Raw genomic sequence first — 19,185 nt, 5'->3', positions numbered from 1 at the left:
ACGTCGCCTGACACACAGCCATCGCGGGCAAGCGCGCTCCTACAGAGGCGGTTTTTTTACCATTTCTGAACCTTCCCTGAACCCCCGAACGATAGTCTCGCCGTGCCCTGAACGACGATTTACTCTCTAGCAAGCCGGGCGTATTCTTCGCCCGTTTTCAACCAATGCGGAGACCCACAGTGGGTACTTGTTCGAGTGACAGACGTCAGCCGGTTTCGATGACCGGCCAATCCTCGGCAAGATAACGCGCAGTCTTTTCGCTGCCGTGATCTCGCCGACAGTGCGAGAAACGGCAGTGCGCTAACGTCCTTGGCCGTCCGGCTATGGGTGAAGCTTCCCTTCCCTTTCCTGATGTCACACCCGCGCGACCTTCGGGTCGCGGGCCAGCTTTCGCCTGCCATTCCCTGTGGAAACTGGCGTGCGGTCGGTCGTACCTGCCTGGGCCTTTTCAGCCGTAAGCCCTTCAGTCCAGGGGACATATCCATGAAGCTCACCACCATGAAGCTGGCTCTGCTCAAAGAGTTCTTCGCAGGATTCCTGCGCACCCGCCACTTCGCCCGGCACTTCCGTCGTCTGGCGATGCTCGACAGCGTGACCGACGCTACGGTCAGCCGCGAAGTACCGCCAACACTGGCTCAAACCCTCATACGCGGCGCCACTGAACTAGCGTCTGAGCTGTTGGCGCGACTCGGCAGCCATAGCGAAGGCCTCACCGACACCGAAGCCTTGGGGCTGCGTGAAGAACATGGGCTGAACGAAGTCGAATATGAGCAACCACTGCCGTGGTGGGTGCATCTGTGGCACTGCTATAACAATCCCTTCAACCTGCTGCTGACGTTGCTGGCGCTGATCTCGTGGCTGACAGAAGACATGAAGGCGGCCACCGTGATCTTCTCGATGGTCGTGCTCTCGACCCTGCTGCGGTTCTGGCAGGAAGCGCGTTCCAATCAGGCGGCCGATGCGCTGAAGACCATGGTCAGCAACACCGCGACCGTGATGCGCAGGCATGACGTGGCGCAGGCTGACGTGCCGTCCAGCGGCAATGGCAGACAGCGGATCGAACTGCCGATCAAGCAGTTGGTGCCGGGCGACCTGATCGTGCTGTCGGCTGGCGACATGATCCCCGCAGACTGCCGGGTGCTGACCGCCAAGGACCTGTTCGTCAGTCAGGCCGCGATGACCGGTGAATCCATGCCGGTGGAGAAGTTCGCTCGCCGGCAGGAAGTCGATACCGGCAACCCGCTGGACCTTGAGAACATCCTGTTCATGGGCACCAACGTGGTCTCTGGCTCCGCCGTCGGCGTGATTCTCGCCACCGGCAACAACACCTATTTCGGTGCCTTGGCCCAGCGCGTCGGGGCCACTGATCGTGCGCCGACTTCGTTTCAGACCGGGGTCAACAAGGTCAGCTGGCTACTCATCCGTTTCATGTTCGTCATGGCCCCGCTGGTGCTGTTCATCAACGGCTTCACCAAAGGGGACTGGATGGAAGCGCTGCTGTTCGCGCTGTCCATCGCGGTCGGGCTGACCCCGGAAATGCTGCCAATGATCGTGACGTCGACCTTGGCCAAGGGGGCGGTGTTTCTGTCGCGCAAGAAGGTCATCGTCAAACGCCTGGACGCCATTCAGAACTTCGGCGCCATGGACGTGCTGTGCACCGACAAGACGGGCACGTTGACTCAGGACAAAATCTTCCTCGCCAGGCATGTCGACGTCTGGGGCGATGAGTCCGACGACGTGCTGGAAATGGCTTACCTGAACAGCTACTACCAGACGGGTCTGAAAAACCTGTTGGACGTCGCGGTGCTGGAGCACGTGGAAATCCATCGTGAACTGCAGGTGGGTACAGCGTTCAGCAAAGTCGATGAGGTGCCGTTCGATTTCAATCGGCGTCGCATGTCAGTGGTGGTTAAGGAGCAGGGTCAACCGCACCTGCTGATCTGCAAGGGCGCCCTGGAGGAAGTGTTGAGCGTGTGCAAGCGTGTGCGCCACGGCGACGCCGAAGAAACACTGACCCCGGAACTGCTGCAGCGCATTGTGCAGGTCACCTCGGCGTTCAACGACGAGGGTTTGCGGGTGGTGGCGGTGGCTGCCCGCTTCATGGAGCAAGGGTGCGACGCTTACGGCCTGGCAGACGAAAGCGATCTGACGCTGATCGGCTATGTCGCATTTCTCGATCCCCCCAAGGAAAGCACTGCGCCCGCGCTCAAGGCGCTGGCCGATCACGGCGTGGCGGTGAAAGTGCTGACCGGTGACAACGAGCGGGTGACCGCCAAGATCTCTCGCGAAGTGGGGCTGGAGCGTCAAGGCCTGCTGCTCGGTGGCGACATCGAGCGCATGAGTGATGCTGAGCTTTCACTGGCGGTTGAGGCCACCAATGTCTTCGCCAAACTGACGCCTTCGCACAAGGAGCGCATCGTGCGGCTGCTCAAGGCCAACGGTCACGTGGTGGGTTTCATGGGCGACGGCATCAACGACGCGCCCGCCCTGCGCACGGCCGATATCGGGATTTCCGTAGACAGTGCGGTGGACATCGCCAAAGAGGCGGCGGACATCATCCTGCTGGAGAAAAGCCTGATGGTGCTGGAAGAGGGCGTGCTGGAAGGGCGTCGGACGTTCGCCAACATGCTCAAGTACATCAAGATGACCGCCAGTTCCAACTTCGGCAACGTGTTCTCGGTGCTGGTCGCCAGTGCGTTCATTCCGTTTCTGCCGATGCTGCCGATGCATCTGCTGGTGCAGAACCTGCTGTACGACATTTCCCAGATCGCCATTCCGTTCGATAACGTCGACGAGGAACTGCTTAACAAGCCACAGCGCTGGCAGCCCGCGGATGTCGGACGTTTCATGATGTTCTTCGGGCCGATCAGCTCGATCTTCGACATCACTACCTTTGCGGTGATGTGGTACGTGTTCGGCGCCAGCACACCAGAGCATCAAACCCTGTTTCAGTCGGGCTGGTTCGTGGTGGGGCTGCTGACCCAGACGCTGATCGTGCACATGATCCGCACCCCGAAGATCCCGTTCCTGCAAAGCCGCGCTGCAATGCCGTTGATGGTGATGACGGGCGTGATCATGGCGGTGGGGATTTTTCTGCCGATGGGGCCGCTGGCGCACTACTTCAAACTGCAGGCGCTGCCACCGCTGTACTTCGTCATCCTGCCGCTGATTCTGCTGGCGTATGTGGGGCTGACCCAGGCGGTGAAGGGCTTTTATGTGAGAAGGTTTGGTTGGCAGTGATTTTTTGGGCTGTTTTGATCGTGCCCACGCTCCGCGTGGGCATGCATCGAGTGACGCTCTGCGTCACACCGGCCGGAACGCGGAGCGCTCGGGGCGGCATTCCCACGCAGAGCGTGGGAACGATCATCGGCCTTTAGCGCGCCAGCGCCAGCGCGACGCCTTGGCCGCCGCCAATGCACAGGGTCGCCAGGCCTTTTTTGGCATCGCGCTTGATCATTTCATGCAACAGGGTCACCAGCACGCGGCAGCCCGACGCACCGATCGGGTGGCCGATGGCGATGGCGCCGCCGTTGACGTTGACCTTTTCCATGTCCCAACCCAGCTCTTTGCCCACCGACAGCGATTGTGCGGCGAAAGCTTCGTTGGCTTCGATGAGGTCCAGTTCGTCCAGCGTCCAGCCGGCTTTGTCCAGGCAGCGGCGGGTGGCGCTGACCGGACCGATGCCCATGATCGCCGGATCTACGCCAGCATTGGCATACGCCGCAATGCGTGCCAGTACAGGCAGCCCAAGTTCTTCTGCCTTCTTAGCGCTCATCAGAATCACTGCCGCCGCGCCGTCATTCAGCGAAGAAGCGTTTCCGGCTGTCACGGTGCCGTCTTTTTTGAAGGCTGGCTTCAACTTGCCCAGCGAGTCGGCGGTCGTTCCTGCACGAGGCTGTTCGTCGGTGGCAAAAGAGACCGGGTCGCCCTTGCGCTGAGGAATCAGGATCGGAGTGATTTCGTCGACAAAGCGCCCGGCCTCGATGGCCGCGGCGGCTTTCTGTTGTGAGGAGGCGGCGAAGGCATCTTGTGCTTCACGGCTGATCTCGTACTTTTCCGACAGGTTCTCGGCAGTGATGCCCATGTGGTAATCGTTGAAGGCATCCCACAGACCGTCGCTGATCATGGTGTCGACCATGGTCGCGTGGCCCATGCGCAGACCGGTACGCGCGCCCGGCATCACGTAGTTCGCCAGACTCATGCTTTCCTGACCGCCTGCGATGATCACATCGGCGTCACCACAACGAATGGCTTGAGTCCCGAGGTGCAGCGCTTTCAGACCCGATCCGCAGACCTTGTTCAGGGTCATCGCCGGAACGGCAAACGGCAGACCGGCCTTGATCGACGCCTGACGCGCAGGGTTTTGACCTGCGCCGGCAGTGAGTACCTGGCCCATGATCACTTCGTCGACAAGCGCAGGGTCCAGACCCGTTTGGGCCAGCAACTGACGGATGACCGCAGCGCCGAGGTCCACGGCAGTAATATTCGCCAGCGAACCCTGGAAACTGCCGACCGCGGTGCGAGTGGCGGCAACGATAACGACGTCTTGCATGGTACGAATCCTCACTGTTATTGGTTTTGGCGCCAGGAGCTTCACAAGCAATGAAAAGGGTGAAGGTCCGGGACAGCGGAATCAAGGGCGCACATGGTGGCATGAATGACGCTGCCATTGTAGGAGCGCGCTTGCCCGCGATAGCCATCGGTCAGACAGAGTGATGTAACTGACACACCGCGATCGCGGGCAAGCGCGCCCTCGACAAAGAATCCCGTGGCTTCAAACCACGTCCATCCGCCGTCTGGCTCGATGAACCGATGCATTGCGCACGGCCCAGCGCAGGATAGGGGCGGTGCGGTTCACACCAGCGCGGATCATCTTGCGCCTGAAGTCGCTTGGATGGATATCGAACATCGCGCTGGCCCACCCAGGCATCAACTCGATTCCAGCCTGCATCATCAGGTTGCCCATGGGTTTTGCGAGACGACTTGGCGCGGGCGCATTCTGCAAAATGCGCAGCACCTCGCGCGTGCGCTGATCGCAAACCAGTTGCGCGCGGATGTCTTCCAGATAGTGAGCGATGTGTAATGTCGAACGCGGCACGTCACGGGCGCCGAGACGCTCAGCGACGATGGCGGTTTCGGCGTAGTAGCGATCCTGATCTTCCAGCGACAGATGAGGGTTCAGATAACGCAGATGGGCCGCCATGAAACTGCTGACTTCGGCAACATGCACCCAGGTCAACAGATCCGGGTCGTCGGCGGCATAGAACCTGCCATCCGGGGCGGTCCCACTGATCTGAGCGTGAATGGCGCGGACCTTTTCGATCAGCCAGTTGGCGTCATGGGTCGAGCCGAAGGTCGTACCGGAGATGAATTGTCCGGTCCGTCGCAGCCGGCCGAGCATGTCCTGGCGGAAGTTGGAGTGATCCCACACGCCCGCCAGCACGCGCGGATGGAGCATCTGAAGCATCAACGCGCAGATGCCGCCGATCAACATGCTGGGGAAATCACCGTGTACCTGCCAGCACACCGCCTGGGGCCCGAACAGGCCGGGATCGCCTTTGGGGTTCTCCATATCCAGTTGACCCAAGGCAAGGCCGGTCATGCTCATGACCTGGGTTTCGATGCGTGTGCGGATGAATTCCATGAGGGCCTGGTTACCACTGTGGAGAATGAAATCGTGTAGGAGCGCGCTTGCCCGCGATTGCCATTGGTTCGAGGCATCGATGAACCTGACACACAGCAATCGCGGGCAAGCGCGCTCCTACACAAGATCTCGGTTTGTTATTTATTCAAGCGCTTCTCGATCAAGCCCTCCACGACCGTCGAGTCCGCGAGGGTGGAGATATCCCCCAAACTGTCCAGTTCATTGCAGGCGATCTTGCGCAGGATGCGCCGCATGATCTTCCCTGAACGGGTTTTCGGCAAGGCTGGCGCCCACTGGATCAACTCCGGCTTGGCGAAACTACCGATCTCCTTGCTCACCAAGGCCAGTAACTCCTTCTGCAACGCTTCGTCCGGCTCGATTCCGGCCATTGTGGTGACGAACGCATAAATCCCCATGCCTTTCACGTCGTGGGGATAACCGACGACCGCAGCCTCGGCCACGCTGTCATGCAAGACCAATGCGCTTTCGACCTCGGCGGTGCCGATGCGGTGTCCGGACACATTGATCACATCGTCCACGCGCCCGGTAATCCAGTAATGCCCGTCCTGATCACGGCGTGCGCCGTCACCGGTGAAGTAATAACCGGGGTAGGGTTTGAAATAGGTCTCGACCATGCGCTTCTGGTCGCCATACACGCCGCGTATCTGCCCCGGCCAGCTGGCCTTGATCGCCAGCAGGCCACTGGTAGCACCTTCCAGTTCCTTGCCTTTGTCATCCAGCAGCACCGGCTGAACGCCGAACATCGGTTGGGTGGCGCAGCCCGGTTTCAGGGGCGTGGTGCTGACGAGCGGCGTGAGCATGATGCCGCCGGTTTCGGTCTGCCACCACGTATCGACGATAGGGCAGCGTTCCTTTCCGACCTTGTGGAAATACCATTCCCACGCTTCCGGGTTAATCGGCTCGCCGACCGTGCCGAGTACGCGAAGACTCTCCCGGCTGGTGTTTTCCAACGGTTTCGGACCTTCGCGCATCAACGCCCGCAGCGCCGTGGGCGCGGTGTAGAAGATGTTCACATCGTGCTTGTCGATCACTTGCCAGAAGCGCGAAGTGTCTGGGTAGTTCGGCACACCTTCGAAAATCAGCGTGGTCGCGCCATTGGCCAAAGGTCCGTAGACGATGTAGCTGTGGCCGGTCACCCATCCCACGTCGGCGGTACACCAATAAATCTCGCCATCGCGATAATCGAATACGTACTTGTGGGTCATCGCGGCCTGCAACAGATAGCCCCCAGTGGTGTGCAGCACGCCTTTGGGTTTGCCGGTGCTGCCGGAGGTATAGAGAATGAACAGCGGGTCCTCGGCGTCCATCGGTTCAGGCGGGCAATCGTCGCTGATGCCATGCAGCGCTTCGTGATACCAGACGTCCCGGCCGTCGACCCACTCCACGTCGCCTTCGGTGCGCTGGACCACCAGCACAGTGCTGACATTCGGGCAGCTTTGCAGTGCCTTGTCGACGTTCTGCTTCAGCGGGATGAACTTGCCGCCGCGTACGCCTTCGTCCGCCGTGATGACGGTCTGGCAATCGGCATCGAGAATGCGGTCACGCAGTGAGTCGGGTGAAAACCCGCCGAAGACGACCGAATGCACTGCGCCGATCCGGGCGCAGGCCAGCATCGCATAGGCTGCTTCCGGGACCATCGGCATGTAAATGCACACGCGATCGCCTTTTTTCACGCCACGGCTTTTTAATACATTGGCCAGGCGAGCGACGTTGTGGTGGAGCTTTTTGTAGGTGATCTCGGCGGATTCGGAAGGATTATCCCCTTCCCAGATGATTGCAACCTGATCGCCACGTTTGGCCAGATGACGATCGATGCAGTTGTAACTGACGTTGAGCTTGCCGCCCTTGAACCAACTGGCGGCGCCCGTCTTGAGGTCGCACTGCTGAACCTGATCCCAGGGCGAGGACCAGTCTAGAAACTCTCCGGCCTGCTCGGCCCAGAACACATCGGGCTGTTCAACCGATTGCCGATAAAGGCGCTGGTAGTCTTCTGCGCTCAATTGAGCGGCCTTGCGCGTGGCATCGGCCTGCGGGAAATCGCTGAGATTGAACATGGCGTCTCCTGTTTTTCTTGTGGGCACACTCAGACATCAGAGTAGTTGGCATCCTCAGGGTTCAGGGTCGCGGCGGATCACCTTTGTAGGAGTGAGCTTGCTCGCCATAGAGGTCTAGCTGTTCTGAGTCGATGTCTGACCCACCGCTATCGCGAGCGAACTCACGCCTGCAATCGCGGCTTTAACCCATAAAAAAACCGCCGCCTCTTTCGAGGGGGCGGGTTTTGAAGGTGTTGCCTGAGGGGGGGATCAGCCGCGGTGACGACCGCGGAAGTAGTTGATCAGGCCTTGGGTCGACGCGTCTTCTGCCGGGGTTTCTTCAGAGCCAACAAGACGGCTGTAGACACCCTTGCCCAGTTCCTTGCCCAGTTCCACGCCCCACTGATCGAAGGCGTTGGTGCCCCAGATGACGCTTTGCACGAACACCTTGTGCTCGTACATGGCGACCAGAGCGCCCAGGCGGCGAGGGCTGATGCGCTCGCACACGATGGTGTTGCTCGGGCGATTGCCCGGAATGACCTTGTGCGGCGCGACACGCTGCACTTCTTCTTCCGGCATGCCTTTGGCGCGCAATTCGGCTTCGGCCTCTTCGCGAGTCTTGCCCAGCATCAGCGCCTGGCTTTGCGACAGACAGTTGGCGTACAGCCACTGGTGGTGGTCGGACACCGGGTTGAAGCTGACGATCGGCACGATGAAGTCGGCCGGGATCAACTGCGTGCCCTGGTGCAGCAACTGGTGATACGCGTGTTGACCGTTGCAGCCCACGCCACCCCAGATCACCGGGCCGGTTTCGGTTTTCACCGGGACGCCATCCTGACGCACGCTCTTGCCGTTGGATTCCATGTCCAGTTGCTGCAAATGCTTGGTGATGTTTCGCAGGTAGTGGTCATACGGCAGGATCGCATGGCTCTGCGCGCCCCAGAAGTTGCCGTACCAGACACCGAGCAAGCCCAGCAGCACCGGCATGTTCTGTTCGAACGAGGCATTCTGGAAGTGCTGGTCCATGGTGTAGGCGCCGGACAGCAGTTCCTTGAAGTTGGACATGCCGATTGCCAGCGCGATAGGCAAGCCGATGGCTGACCACAGCGAGTACCGACCACCGACCCAGTCCCACATCGGGAAGATGTTCTCTTCACGGATACCGAACGCCACAGCTGCGGCGTTGTTGCTCGATACCGCAATGAAGTGACGATACAGCTCGGCTTCCGAACCGCCCTGGGCAAGGTACCAGGCGCGGGCAGCGGTCGCGTTTTTCAGGGTTTCAAGGGTGCTGAACGTCTTGGACGAAACGATGAACAGCGTTGTCTCGGCGCGCAGCTTGGCGGTCAGTTCGTGCAGCTCGGTGCCGTCGATGTTCGCCAGATAGTGGCAGCGAACGCCTTTTTGCGCGTAAGACAGCAGCGCTTCGGACACCAGCTCAGGGCCGAGGAACGAGCCACCGATGCCGATGTTGACCACGTCGGTGATCGGTTTTTCGGTGTAGCCACGCCACAGACCGTCGTGAATACGGCCAACCAGGTCAGTGATCTGGTTCAGCACCTTGTGCACTTCCGGCATCACATTGGTGCCGTTGACCATCAGCTTGTCGCCCACCGGGCGACGCAGCGCGGTGTGCAGTGCCGGACGGTTCTCCGAAGAGTTGACCGGTTCTCCGTCATACTGCGCCTTGATCGCTTCTTTGAGGCCCACTTCATTGGCCAGATTGACCAGCAATTCGCGAGTTTCAGCGTTGATCAGGTTTTTCGAATAATCGAGGAATAGGCCGCTGCTGCTGAGGGTGAATTCGTTGAAACGCTGCGGGTCTTCGTTGAACGCCTCGCGCATGCTGAAATCCTGCATGGCTTTACGGTGTTCGGTGAGCGCCTGCCAGGCGGGCAGGGTGGTGACGTCATGAGGGGTGCGGTAGTACGCCATCGCTGCGGGTTTCCTTGTACTTGAACTGCCTTTGGACACTGAAAAGCCAAGGGCGGAATCGAATGCATGCGTTCTCCGAAGGCTACCCCCCGGGCGCGTCGATGTCTGCGCCTTGCTTTACCTTTGCTCGGTACTTTTTCTCACAAGGTAGTGTCGCCTTTCTGGGGCGACCTGTACCGGTATGGCATTGCTCATGTGGCTAAGTTCATTGCCCGATGCCATATGAAGCATGCGCGGTTCCCCGTGCAGATGCGTGGCTTCGGGCAAATGAGCATAGTTGCGAATGTCTTTGTACTCCTTGTTATTCCCTGACCAGATGAAGATTGTCGATCAAACGCGTCTTGCCCAGAAAGGCTGCGCCCAGCACCACCAGATCCTGATCCTCAGGGGCTGCGGGTCGCAAGCTCACGGCTTGGCGAATTTCGAGATAATCGGGACGCAAGCCAGCGGCTTCGAGTGCCTTCTTGCCGCCCTCCAGCAACTGCGGGTAGTTCTTCTCACCGTTGTGCAGTGCAGCGCCAATCTGCTTGATGACCCGATACAGCTCGGGGGCGGTAACACGTTCTGCTTCGGTCAGGTAACCGTTGCGGGACGACAGCGCCAGGCCATCGGCCGCACGTACGGTCGGCTCGCCGATGATCTGGATCGGCATGTTCAGATCTCGCACCAGCGCGCTGATCACGGCCAGTTGCTGGAAGTCTTTCTGACCAAAGATCGCGATGTCAGGCTGAACCATATTGAACAGTTTGCTGACAACAGTGGAAACGCCATCGAAATGACCAGGACGACTCCCGCCGCACAGGCCTTCTGAAACCACCGGCACGCGGACGATGGTTTGATCGGCCATGCCATGGGGATACATTTCTTCAACGGTAGGCGTAAACAGCAGGTGGCAGCCGGCTTGCAGCAGTTTTTCCTGATCGGCCGCCAGCGTGCGGGGATACGTGGCCAGGTCTTCGTTGGGGCCGAACTGCAGCGGGTTAACGAAAATGCTCGCAACCACGAAGTCAGCGCGTTGAGTGGCTTTGGTGACCAGCGCAGTGTGACCACTGTGCAGGTTGCCCATGGTGGGCACCAGCGCGATACGTTTGCCTTCACTGCGGGCGCGCGCAACGGCGGCGCGCAGTTCGCGCACGGTTTTTACAGTGTTCATGCCGAGAATCCATGTTCTGGAGCGGGGAAGCTGACGTCTTTGACCGCGCTGACATAGGCGGCAATGGCCGACTGAATGTCAGGTTGACCGATCATGAAGTTCTTCACGAACTTGGGTACACGTCCCGTGATCGACAGGCCGAGCATGTCGTGAAGGACCAGAACCTGACCGTCGGTGGCGCTACCGGCGCCGATGCCGATCACCGGAATCTTCACCGCGTGGGTGATTTCCTGAGCCAGCTCGCCGGGTACGCATTCCAGCAGAATCATCGCCGCGCCCGCCTGTTCCAGAGTAATCGCGTCGGCACGCATTTGCCGCGCCTGCGCCTCCTGGCGCCCCTGGACCTTATAGCCGCCCAGCACGTTGACGGCTTGAGGGGTCAGCCCCATGTGCGCACAGACCGGGATGCCACGCTCGGCGAGCAGGCGAATCGAATCGCCGAGCCAGGCAGCGCCTTCGACCTTGATCATGTTAGCGCCCGCCTGCATCAACATCGCGCTGTTGGCGAACGTCTGTTCAGCGGTGGCGTAGGACATGAACGGCAGGTCGGCGAGAATCATCGCGCCCTGATTGCCGCGTTTGACGCTGGCAACGTGATAGGCCATTTCGGCCGTGGTCACCGGCAGCGTACTGTCGTGGCCTTGCAGCACCATGCCCAGCGAATCGCCGATCAGCAGGACTTCGACGCCCGCCTGGCTGGCGACGTGGGCGAAGGTTGCGTCGTAGCAGGTGAGCATGGTGATCTTTTCACCTTTCTGCTTCAGGCCCAGCAGGGACGTAACGGTGATATCTGGCATGAAAAAATCCTCATTCAGGCGCTGTGAACACTACGGAGAGCAACGCGTGATTCATTCTGCAAACGCAGGCACATCGTCGTTTCGCGATGTTTGCAAAGACCTGTTTGGCGCCTATTGGCCGGTAGTCCGGCTTCGGGACGCTTATATTCGTGAGGAGGGGGCGGGAAGTCAATTCCGGGTGTTACCGGCTTGATCAGGATGTTACCGGAGGGAAACGGAGAGCATCGGGTAAACCGATGCCGTAGCCGTCCGGCAGGAAGTGGCGATGCTTAACCTTGCAGCTGCTCCAACCCTTGGAACGGGCATTCGGCAAGCAGAGCATCCAGTGATCGGCCGTCGGCGAAGGTGATTCCCGGCGCCAGCTCGGCCAGTGGATACAACACGAACGCCCGGGCCTGCATGTGATAGTGCGGCACTTTAAGACGCGGCTCATCGATCAGCCGGTCGCCGAACAGCAGGATGTCCAGATCCAGCGTGCGCGGGCCCCAGCGCTCCAGGCGCTCGCGGCCCTGGCCATTTTCGATGGATTGCAGAGCATCGAGCAGTGCCAACGGCTCCAGCGCTGTATCCAGCGCCGCGACCGCGTTGGTATAACGCGGCTGGCCGGGCAGCAGCGAGTCGCTCACATAAAAGGAAGACACGCCTGACAGGCTGGTCTGCGGCAATTGCGACAACGCTTTGATCGCTTCACGCAACTGCTCGGCGGGATCGGCCAGATTGCTACCCATCCCGATGAAGACACGTTCCATGTTCGAAGGCCCTGACCTCATTCCGAGGCGTCGGCGCCAGCGCGCTTGCGTTTGCCGCCGCCGCTGCGACGACGCTTGCGCGGGCCCTGGCCTGTTTCGGACTTGTTGCCCAGATCGCGAATCATGTCGCGGCGCCCGGCTTCATTGGCGTCCTGATACTCGGTCCACCAGTCGCCCAGGCCATCGGTTTCCTCGCCAGCACTTTCGCGCAAAAGCAGGAAGTCGTAACCGGCACGGAACCGTGGATTATCCAGCAGTAGGTCGGCACGCTTGCCGGAGCGACGTGGCAGACGCTCCTGCATGTCCCATATCTCGCGAATCGGCATGGTGAAGCGTTTTGGAATCGCGATGCGCTGGCACTGTTCGGCAATCAGCTCATGAGCCGCTTCCTGCATCGCGGGAATTGGCGGCATGCCACGTTCCTGCAGACGCAGCACGCGGGCAGGCAGGGCAGGCCACAGCAGCGCAGCGAACAGGAATGCCGGAGTTACGGGTTTGTTCTGTTTCACGCGCAGGTCGGTGTTGGCCAAAGCCTCGCTGATCAGCGTGTGGGTGTAGGTCGGGTTGTACTCCAGCGCCTTGGAGCTGGCCGGGAACAAGGGCTCGAACAGCTCCAGGTCCACCAGCATCTCGAAGGACGGTTCAGCGTATCCAGACAGGAACAGCTTCAGCACTTCCTCGAACAGACGCGCTGCCGGGATGTCACGCAGCATGGGCGCCAGCGGACGAATCGGCGTAGCGCTGTGTTTTTCGATGCCGAAATCCAGCTTGGCGGCGAAACGCACGGCGCGCAGCATACGCACCGGGTCTTCTTTATAGCGCTGCTGAGGATCGCCAATCAGGCGGATGAGACGGTTCCGAATGTCGTGTACGCCATTGGCGTAATCGAGCACGCGTTCGGTGACCGGATCGTAATAAAGGGCATTGATGGTGAAGTCGCGGCGCTGGGCATCTTCTTCAAGGGTGCCGTACACGTTGTCCCGCAGAATCCGGCCACTCTCGTTGCGCGAAGACTGGTTGCTGTCTTCGTCTTCTTCATCCTGAGGGTGGTTGGCGCGGAACGTCGCGACTTCGATGATTTCACGACCGAAATGGATATGAACCAGCTTGAAGCGGCGACCGATGATGCGAGCGTTACGGAATTCTGCGCGAACCTGTTCAGGAGTGGCGCTGGTGGCAACGTCGAAATCCTTCGGCGTGATGCCCAGCATCAGGTCGCGTACACAACCGCCGACCAGATAGGCCTGGTAACCGGCGTTCTGCAGGCGCTCGACGATGCTCACCGCATAGCGGCTGAATTGATTGCGCTGCAACGAGTGCTGACTGCCGTTGAGCACTTCAGGCGTGGTACGCGTGTGTTGCTGCGGTTTACGCAGGGGAGTACGGAATGACTGGAACAGCTTCTTCAGCATGGGATGCACTGTTTGAAGGAATATTCGGCCGATTCCCAGGAATGACCGCATGATGGGCGGGGATTCTAGCATTTAGTCGAGGGATGGTGTAGGAGGCTGCGCGAAGGCAGTCTTGAGGCAGGCGGTGCGGGGCTCAGAGGCTTGGTGCGGGGGAGTTTGAGTCGGGATTTTATCCCGGAAGCTACTGGGGGAGCCGAAGCTCCCCCAAAGTGCGTGCTCTTATTTTTATTGTCTGTTGGGCTTTTTGTTTTTGTTGAGCGCCCAATTCACGGCTTTCGCCTGTGAAACCTCCCAATCGGGAGTCAAGAGCAAACGGATTGCTTTGGTCGCTGTGCTGCAGTAATCAATCGATCCAACCAGTTCAGGCTCTACCTTAGGGTAGTTTTTGTTGTTCTCGGCCTGGTTGCGGGACAAGTCCCAAATGCAACGCCTCTCCAAAAGAATCAGTTAGCTGCGCCTCCGCCGTGTTGTTCTTGTTATGCGTGAGTCGATTCGTCTTGTTTTTATTGTGGTGTTTTGCGGGTGACTGATTTTTGTTGTTCTTGTACGAATACCTATAGCAGAACGCGTGCCAACTTTTGTGTAAAACGCTGCAGCCCTTTAAACACGGGGGTGTGGCAAAACGACGCTATTTTTTACGGGCATAAAAAAACCGGGGTTACGTTACCGTACGCCCCGGCTTCTGTTACGTGTTGCTGAGTGAGGTAACAGTTTTTTCACAACACCCCTAAGCCGCGTGCCAGAGCCTTGCGCGGGTCAAGCGTCTCACGTTTCGCTGGCGACGCCGGTCTTGCGGCGGGGGATACCCAGGCGCTGGCGGCGCTCCCACAGGCACTTGCGGCTCACGCCGAGTTTGCGTGCGAGTTCGGTCTCGGTCATGTGGTCCTGATGCTCAAGAACGAAGTGCTGGAAGTAATCCTCCAGGGACAGATCTTCGGTCGGCTCATGTGCGGTGGAACTGGCAGAGGATGCCGTTTGTGGCGCCAGGCCGATGAACTCCTCCACGTCCAGATCGCTCAGTTCGATGTCGATCCCCAGAAGATCAGCCGAGATTTCCGGGCTTTCGCACAGAATTACAGCCCGCTCGACCGCATTTTCCAGCTCCCGTACGTTGCCAGGCCAGGAGTAATGACGAATGGCCTGTTCGGCATCCGGGCCGAATTTCAGATCGTTACGTCCGGCCTTGGCGCTCTGGCGGGCCAGGAACGCGTTGGCTATCTCGTTCACGTCGGCGCCACGCTCGCGCAGGGCTGGCAATTTGAGGGCGATCACGTGCAGACGGTAATAGAGGTCTTCACGGAACTGTCCGACCTTGGCCAGGCTCTTGAGGTCGCGGTGGGTCGCCGCAATCAGGCGCACGTCCACCTTTTGCGATTGCACCGAGCCGACGCGACGGATCTCGCCTTCTTGAAGCACCCGTAACAAACGAGCTTGCGCTTCCAGGGGCAATTCACCGATTTCGTCGAGAAACAGCGTGCCACCGTCAGCCGCTTCCACCAGGCCCGCGCGACCTGCGCTAGCCCCTGTGAACGCACCTTTCTCGTGGCCGAACAGTTCGGACTCGATCAGTGTCTCGGGAATCGCTGCGCAGTTCACTGAAATCATCGGCGCCTTGGCACGACGGGACAGGTTGTGCAGGGCACGGGCCACCAGCTCCTTACCGGTGCCGGACTCGCCTTGAATCAACACGTTGGAGTCAGTCGGGGCGACCTTGCGGATCTTGCTGTACAAGTCCTGCATCGGCGGGCATGAGCCGATGATGCCGATCTCGCCGTTGCTGTTGTCAGGGCCAGGCTTGTCGGAGGTCGACGTTTTGCTGGTCGCGGCGCGCTCGGCTTGCAGGCTCTGCACGGTTTGTCGGTCACGCAGGATGCGCGAAACCGCCTGGAGCATTTCGTCATGATCGAAGGGCTTGGCGATGTAGTCCACCGCGCCCATCTTCATTGAGTCCACGGCCGAGCGCAGGCTGGCGTAACTGGTCATGATCAGTACAGGTTTACCCTGTCCGAGCTTGATCAGTTCAGTACCGGGAGCGCCGGGCAGGCGCAGGTCGCTGACGATCAGATCGAAAGAGGGGATGCTGAAACGTTCCTGAGCTTCCTGCACGGATCCGGCTTCACTGACCTGGTACTGATTGCGTTCCAGCAGGCGACGCAAGGCGGAGCGGATAATGGTTTCGTCTTCGACGATCAAAATGTGCGGCATTGATTCGATTCTCTCGACGGTCTCAGTTCACAGCGGACGTCGCTTCGACATGTCGCGGTAATGTCACCCGAATACGGGTTCCGCGTTGTTGCTCGGCGTCAGCCGGGCTGTCGATGGTGATTTGTCCATAATGCTCTTCAACGATGGAATAGACCAGTGCGAGCCCTAGCCCTGTCCCTTCTCCCGGATCCTTGGTGGTGAAGAACGGTTCGAACAAGCGGTCCATGATTGCTTTCGGAATTCCGGTGCCTTCGTCTTCGACGATCAAATCGACCGTATGTTCGGACGCTTCGCTTTTTACCCGGACCGCGCTACCTGCCGGGGAGGCGTCACGAGCGTTGGAGAGCAGGTTGATCAGCACCTGCGCCAGGCGTTGCGGATCGCCATCGACCCAGTGGTTCGGGTTGCACAGGTTATAGAACTGCACCTCGAAATTGCGGCGATTGAGCGCGAGCAGACCAATGGCATCCTGTGCGACCTCGGCCAGGCATACGGCTTCGTCGGCATGCTGGTGGCCGCCGGCGTGAGCGAAGCTCATCAGCGACTGGACAATGCGCGACACACGTTTGGTCTGTTCGATGATCTGGCTGCTGATTTCCGTCAGTTCGCCGTCTTCCTCGCGCTCTTCGCGCAGGTTCTGGGCCAGACAGGCGATGCCGGTGATCGGGTTGCCGATTTCGTGGGCGACACCGGCGGCCAGGCGGCCAATGCTGGCCAGACGTTCGGAATGGACCAGTTTGTCTTCCAGCATCTGGGTATCGGTGAGGTCCTCAACCAGGATCACCAGTCCGCTGTTACCGGGTGCAAGAGGTTCATCAATGGCCGCTTTGTGCAGATTCAGCCACCGGGTCTGCCCATCCAGCGCCAGACGCTGCTTGTGCAGGTGCTCGTCCGGGACGTTGATGAAGCCCAGCAGCAGCTGTCGCCACGGATCGGCGATGGTTTCAAGGCGTGACCCGACCACGCGCTGCGCGCCGATGCCGGTGAGTTCTTCCATCGCCTTGTTCCACATCAGGATTTCTTGATCCTTGGCCAGCGAGCAGACGCCCATTGGCAGTTCCTGCAGGGTCTGGCGGTGGTAGCGGCGCAAGGCATCGAGCTCGGCGGCAAGGCCGGTGAGGCGCGAATGGTAGTCCTCGAGACGGCTTTCGATGAAGTGAATGTCTTCAGTGACGTAGTTCTCACTGCCCGATTTGTACGGCAGGAAGGTTTCGACCATGTCCTGAGCCACACTTGGGCCCATCAGGCCGGAAAGGTTGGCTTCGATACGGTCGCGCAGACGACGCAGGGCGTAAGGGCGCCGTTCGTCGAAGGGCAGGTAAAGGTCGCGCAGCGCTTGTTCGACCTCTTTTTGCGCAGCCTTTGCACCGAGAGGCTTGGCCAGCTGAGTGGCAAATTCCTGCGGCGAGACGGCGTGCAGTTCACGACGCTGAGGGCGGCGAACGTTATCCACCGCACAGGCCTCGGCGGCGCTGGCTTCTTCGGGGCTTGGATTGCTGAACAGCGAAATCAGGGTGAATACCAGAACGTTTGCCGCCAGCGAGGCAATGGCTGCCATGTGCCAACTGGTGTCATCCAGCACGTAGATCATGTTCAGCAGGGGAATATAGAAACCCTGGAAGTTGCCGATCAGCGGAAACAGCATGCTGACCATCCACACCACTGTCCCGGCGATCAGGCCAGCCATGAAGCCTCGGCGATTTGCCGCGGGCCAGTAGAGGACGGACAGCACGCCCGGCAGAAACTGCAAGGTGGCAACGAAGGCGACGATGCCCAGATTTGCCAGGTCCTGCTTGGCACCCAGCAACAGGTAGAACCCGTAGCCGGCCATGATGATCGCGACGATCAGCCCGCGTCGGGTCCACTTCAGCCAGCGATAGATATTGCCCTCGGCCGGTGGCTGATAAAGCGGCAGCACCAGATGATTGAGCGCCATGCCGGACAGCGCCAGCGTGGTGACGATGATCAGGCCGCTCGCCGCTGACAATCCACCGACGTAGGCCAGCAGCGCCAACAGCTTGTTATTGGCAGCGATACCGATGCCGAGCGTGAAGTATTCCGGACTGGTGGTTGCGCCCAGTTTCAGGCCAGCCCACAGCACCAGCGGCACCGCCAGACTCATCAGCAACAGGAACAGAGGCAAACCCCAGCTCGCACTGACAAGTGAGCGGGGGTTGAGGTTCTCGGTGAACGTCATGTGATACATGTGCGGCATCACGATGGCCGAAGCGAAGAACACCAGCAGCAGCGTGCGCCACGGGCCTTCCTGCAACGGTGTGTGGAGGGCTGCCAATGCGCTCTGGTTCTGCAACAACCACTGTTCCAGGCTCGCAGGCCCGTCGAAAACACCGTACAGCGCGTAGATGCCGATACCGCCGATGGCCACCAGTTTGATCACCGACTCGAAAGCGATGGCAAACACCAGACCTTCGTGTTTCTCCCGGGTGGCGATGTGCCGCGAACCGAAGAAGATGGTGAACAGAATGATCAGAATGCAGAAAGCGAAGGCCACGTAGTTGCGCACGGGTTCGCGGGTGAGGATCGCCATGGAGTCCGCCACCGCCTGGATCTGCAGGGCCAGCAGCGGCAGTACGCCGATCAGCATGAAGACCGTCGTCAGCGCGCCGGCCCATGTACTGCGAAAGCGGAAGGCGAACAGATCGGCCAGCGACGATAGCTGATAGGTACGAGTGATCTTGAGGATGGGGTAGAGCAACACCGGCGCCAGCAGAAATGCTCCGGATACGCCCAGATAGCTGGAAAGGAAGCCATAGCCGTATTGATAGGCAAGGCCTACCGTCCCATAGAACGCCCACGCACTGGCATAGACCCCCAGCGAGAGGGTGTAGGTCAGCGGGTGGCGAATGATCCATCGCGGAATCAATCCACGCTCGCTGATCCAGGCCACGCTGAACAGAACCAGAAGGTAGGCGGCGCTGACCAGGATCATCTGGGTCAGGCTAAAGCTCATCGGCATCTCGTTGGCTCTGCAGGATAAAAGTCACCACGATCAGTATCAGCCATAGCATGTAAGGCCGGTACCAGGCGCCGGTCGCGTCGATCCACCAGTCCATGATGGCCGGGGAGAAGAGGTAGATGCCTACCACGAGAAGCAGGACCAATCGATAAATGTACATCTGGCCTCCCAGGTTGACTGACGCGACTGAAGGAGCGGCATGGTAACGGATGGCTAACAGGCTGCAAGCGACGTTTCGGCCAGCTTTGTGGTGAAGTGT

12 protein-coding genes are annotated in these 19,185 nt (G+C 59.7%); 1 reads left to right on the top strand and 11 read right to left on the bottom strand.

What is annotated here, in order from left to right:
- Nucleotides 1-498: 498 nt before the first annotated feature.
- Nucleotides 499-3,240 carry a magnesium-translocating P-type ATPase gene (gene mgtA, locus D3M70_RS16970; RefSeq protein ID WP_120126893.1) on the top strand — a complete coding sequence of 914 codons (2,742 nt, stop codon included), beginning with the start codon at nucleotides 499-501 and terminating at the stop codon, nucleotides 3,238-3,240.
- Between the two features lie 133 nt (nucleotides 3,241-3,373).
- Here mgtA and D3M70_RS16965 read toward each other — a convergent pair whose 3' ends face one another.
- From D3M70_RS16965 to D3M70_RS16915, 11 genes are all read right to left on the bottom strand, one after another.
- Nucleotides 3,374-4,552 (bottom strand): acetyl-CoA C-acetyltransferase, encoded by a 1,179-nt coding sequence (locus D3M70_RS16965; RefSeq protein ID WP_120126881.1) that lies wholly within the window; start codon nucleotides 4,550-4,552, stop codon nucleotides 3,374-3,376.
- A gap of 222 nt (nucleotides 4,553-4,774) precedes the next feature.
- On the bottom strand, nucleotides 4,775-5,644 hold the full coding sequence (locus D3M70_RS16960) for an oxygenase MpaB family protein (protein WP_120126880.1): 870 nt from the start codon (nucleotides 5,642-5,644) through the stop codon (nucleotides 4,775-4,777).
- A 137-nt stretch (nucleotides 5,645-5,781) separates the two neighbouring features.
- A complete protein-coding gene (gene acs / locus D3M70_RS16955) occupies nucleotides 5,782-7,719 on the bottom strand; it encodes an acetate--CoA ligase (RefSeq protein WP_120126879.1) in 1,938 nt (645 codons plus the stop codon).
- 249 nt (nucleotides 7,720-7,968) lie between these two features.
- Nucleotides 7,969-9,633 carry a glucose-6-phosphate isomerase gene (gene pgi, locus D3M70_RS16950; RefSeq protein ID WP_120126878.1) on the bottom strand — a complete coding sequence of 555 codons (1,665 nt, stop codon included), beginning with the start codon at nucleotides 9,631-9,633 and terminating at the stop codon, nucleotides 7,969-7,971.
- Nucleotides 9,634-9,934: 301 nt separating this feature from the next.
- Complete coding sequence (gene panC / locus D3M70_RS16945; RefSeq protein WP_120126877.1) at nucleotides 9,935-10,786, bottom strand: pantoate--beta-alanine ligase; 852 nt, start codon at nucleotides 10,784-10,786, stop codon at nucleotides 9,935-9,937.
- Nucleotides 10,783-11,583, bottom strand: a complete 801-nt coding sequence (gene panB / locus D3M70_RS16940; protein ID WP_120126876.1) for a 3-methyl-2-oxobutanoate hydroxymethyltransferase — start codon at nucleotides 11,581-11,583, stop codon at nucleotides 10,783-10,785. Before panB ends, panC begins: the two co-directional genes overlap by 4 nt.
- Nucleotides 11,584-11,852: 269 nt before the next feature.
- Entirely contained in the window at nucleotides 11,853-12,332 is a 480-nt protein-coding gene (gene folK / locus D3M70_RS16935) for a 2-amino-4-hydroxy-6-hydroxymethyldihydropteridine diphosphokinase (RefSeq protein ID WP_165869823.1), read from the bottom strand.
- Nucleotides 12,333-12,349: 17 nt separating this feature from the next.
- Complete coding sequence (locus D3M70_RS16930) at nucleotides 12,350-13,744, bottom strand: polynucleotide adenylyltransferase PcnB (RefSeq protein ID WP_120126874.1); 1,395 nt, start codon at nucleotides 13,742-13,744, stop codon at nucleotides 12,350-12,352.
- A gap of 765 nt (nucleotides 13,745-14,509) precedes the next feature.
- Nucleotides 14,510-15,949: a sigma-54 dependent transcriptional regulator gene (locus D3M70_RS16925; RefSeq protein ID WP_120126873.1), complete on the bottom strand. Its 1,440-nt coding sequence runs from the start codon at nucleotides 15,947-15,949 to the stop codon at nucleotides 14,510-14,512.
- Nucleotides 15,950-15,971: 22 nt separating this feature from the next.
- Nucleotides 15,972-18,926 (bottom strand): sensor histidine kinase, encoded by a 2,955-nt coding sequence (locus tag D3M70_RS16920; protein ID WP_165869822.1) that lies wholly within the window; start codon nucleotides 18,924-18,926, stop codon nucleotides 15,972-15,974.
- Complete coding sequence (locus D3M70_RS16915; RefSeq protein WP_002552060.1) at nucleotides 18,910-19,086, bottom strand: hypothetical protein; 177 nt, start codon at nucleotides 19,084-19,086, stop codon at nucleotides 18,910-18,912. Before D3M70_RS16915 ends, D3M70_RS16920 begins: the two co-directional genes overlap by 17 nt.
- Nucleotides 19,087-19,185 lie beyond the last annotated feature (99 nt).

The sequence above is a fragment of the Pseudomonas sp. LS-2 genome, assembly GCF_003605735.1.
Lineage (GTDB): Bacteria > Pseudomonadota > Gammaproteobacteria > Pseudomonadales > Pseudomonadaceae > Aquipseudomonas.
This window is presented reverse-complemented; position numbering and strand designations above follow the sequence as displayed.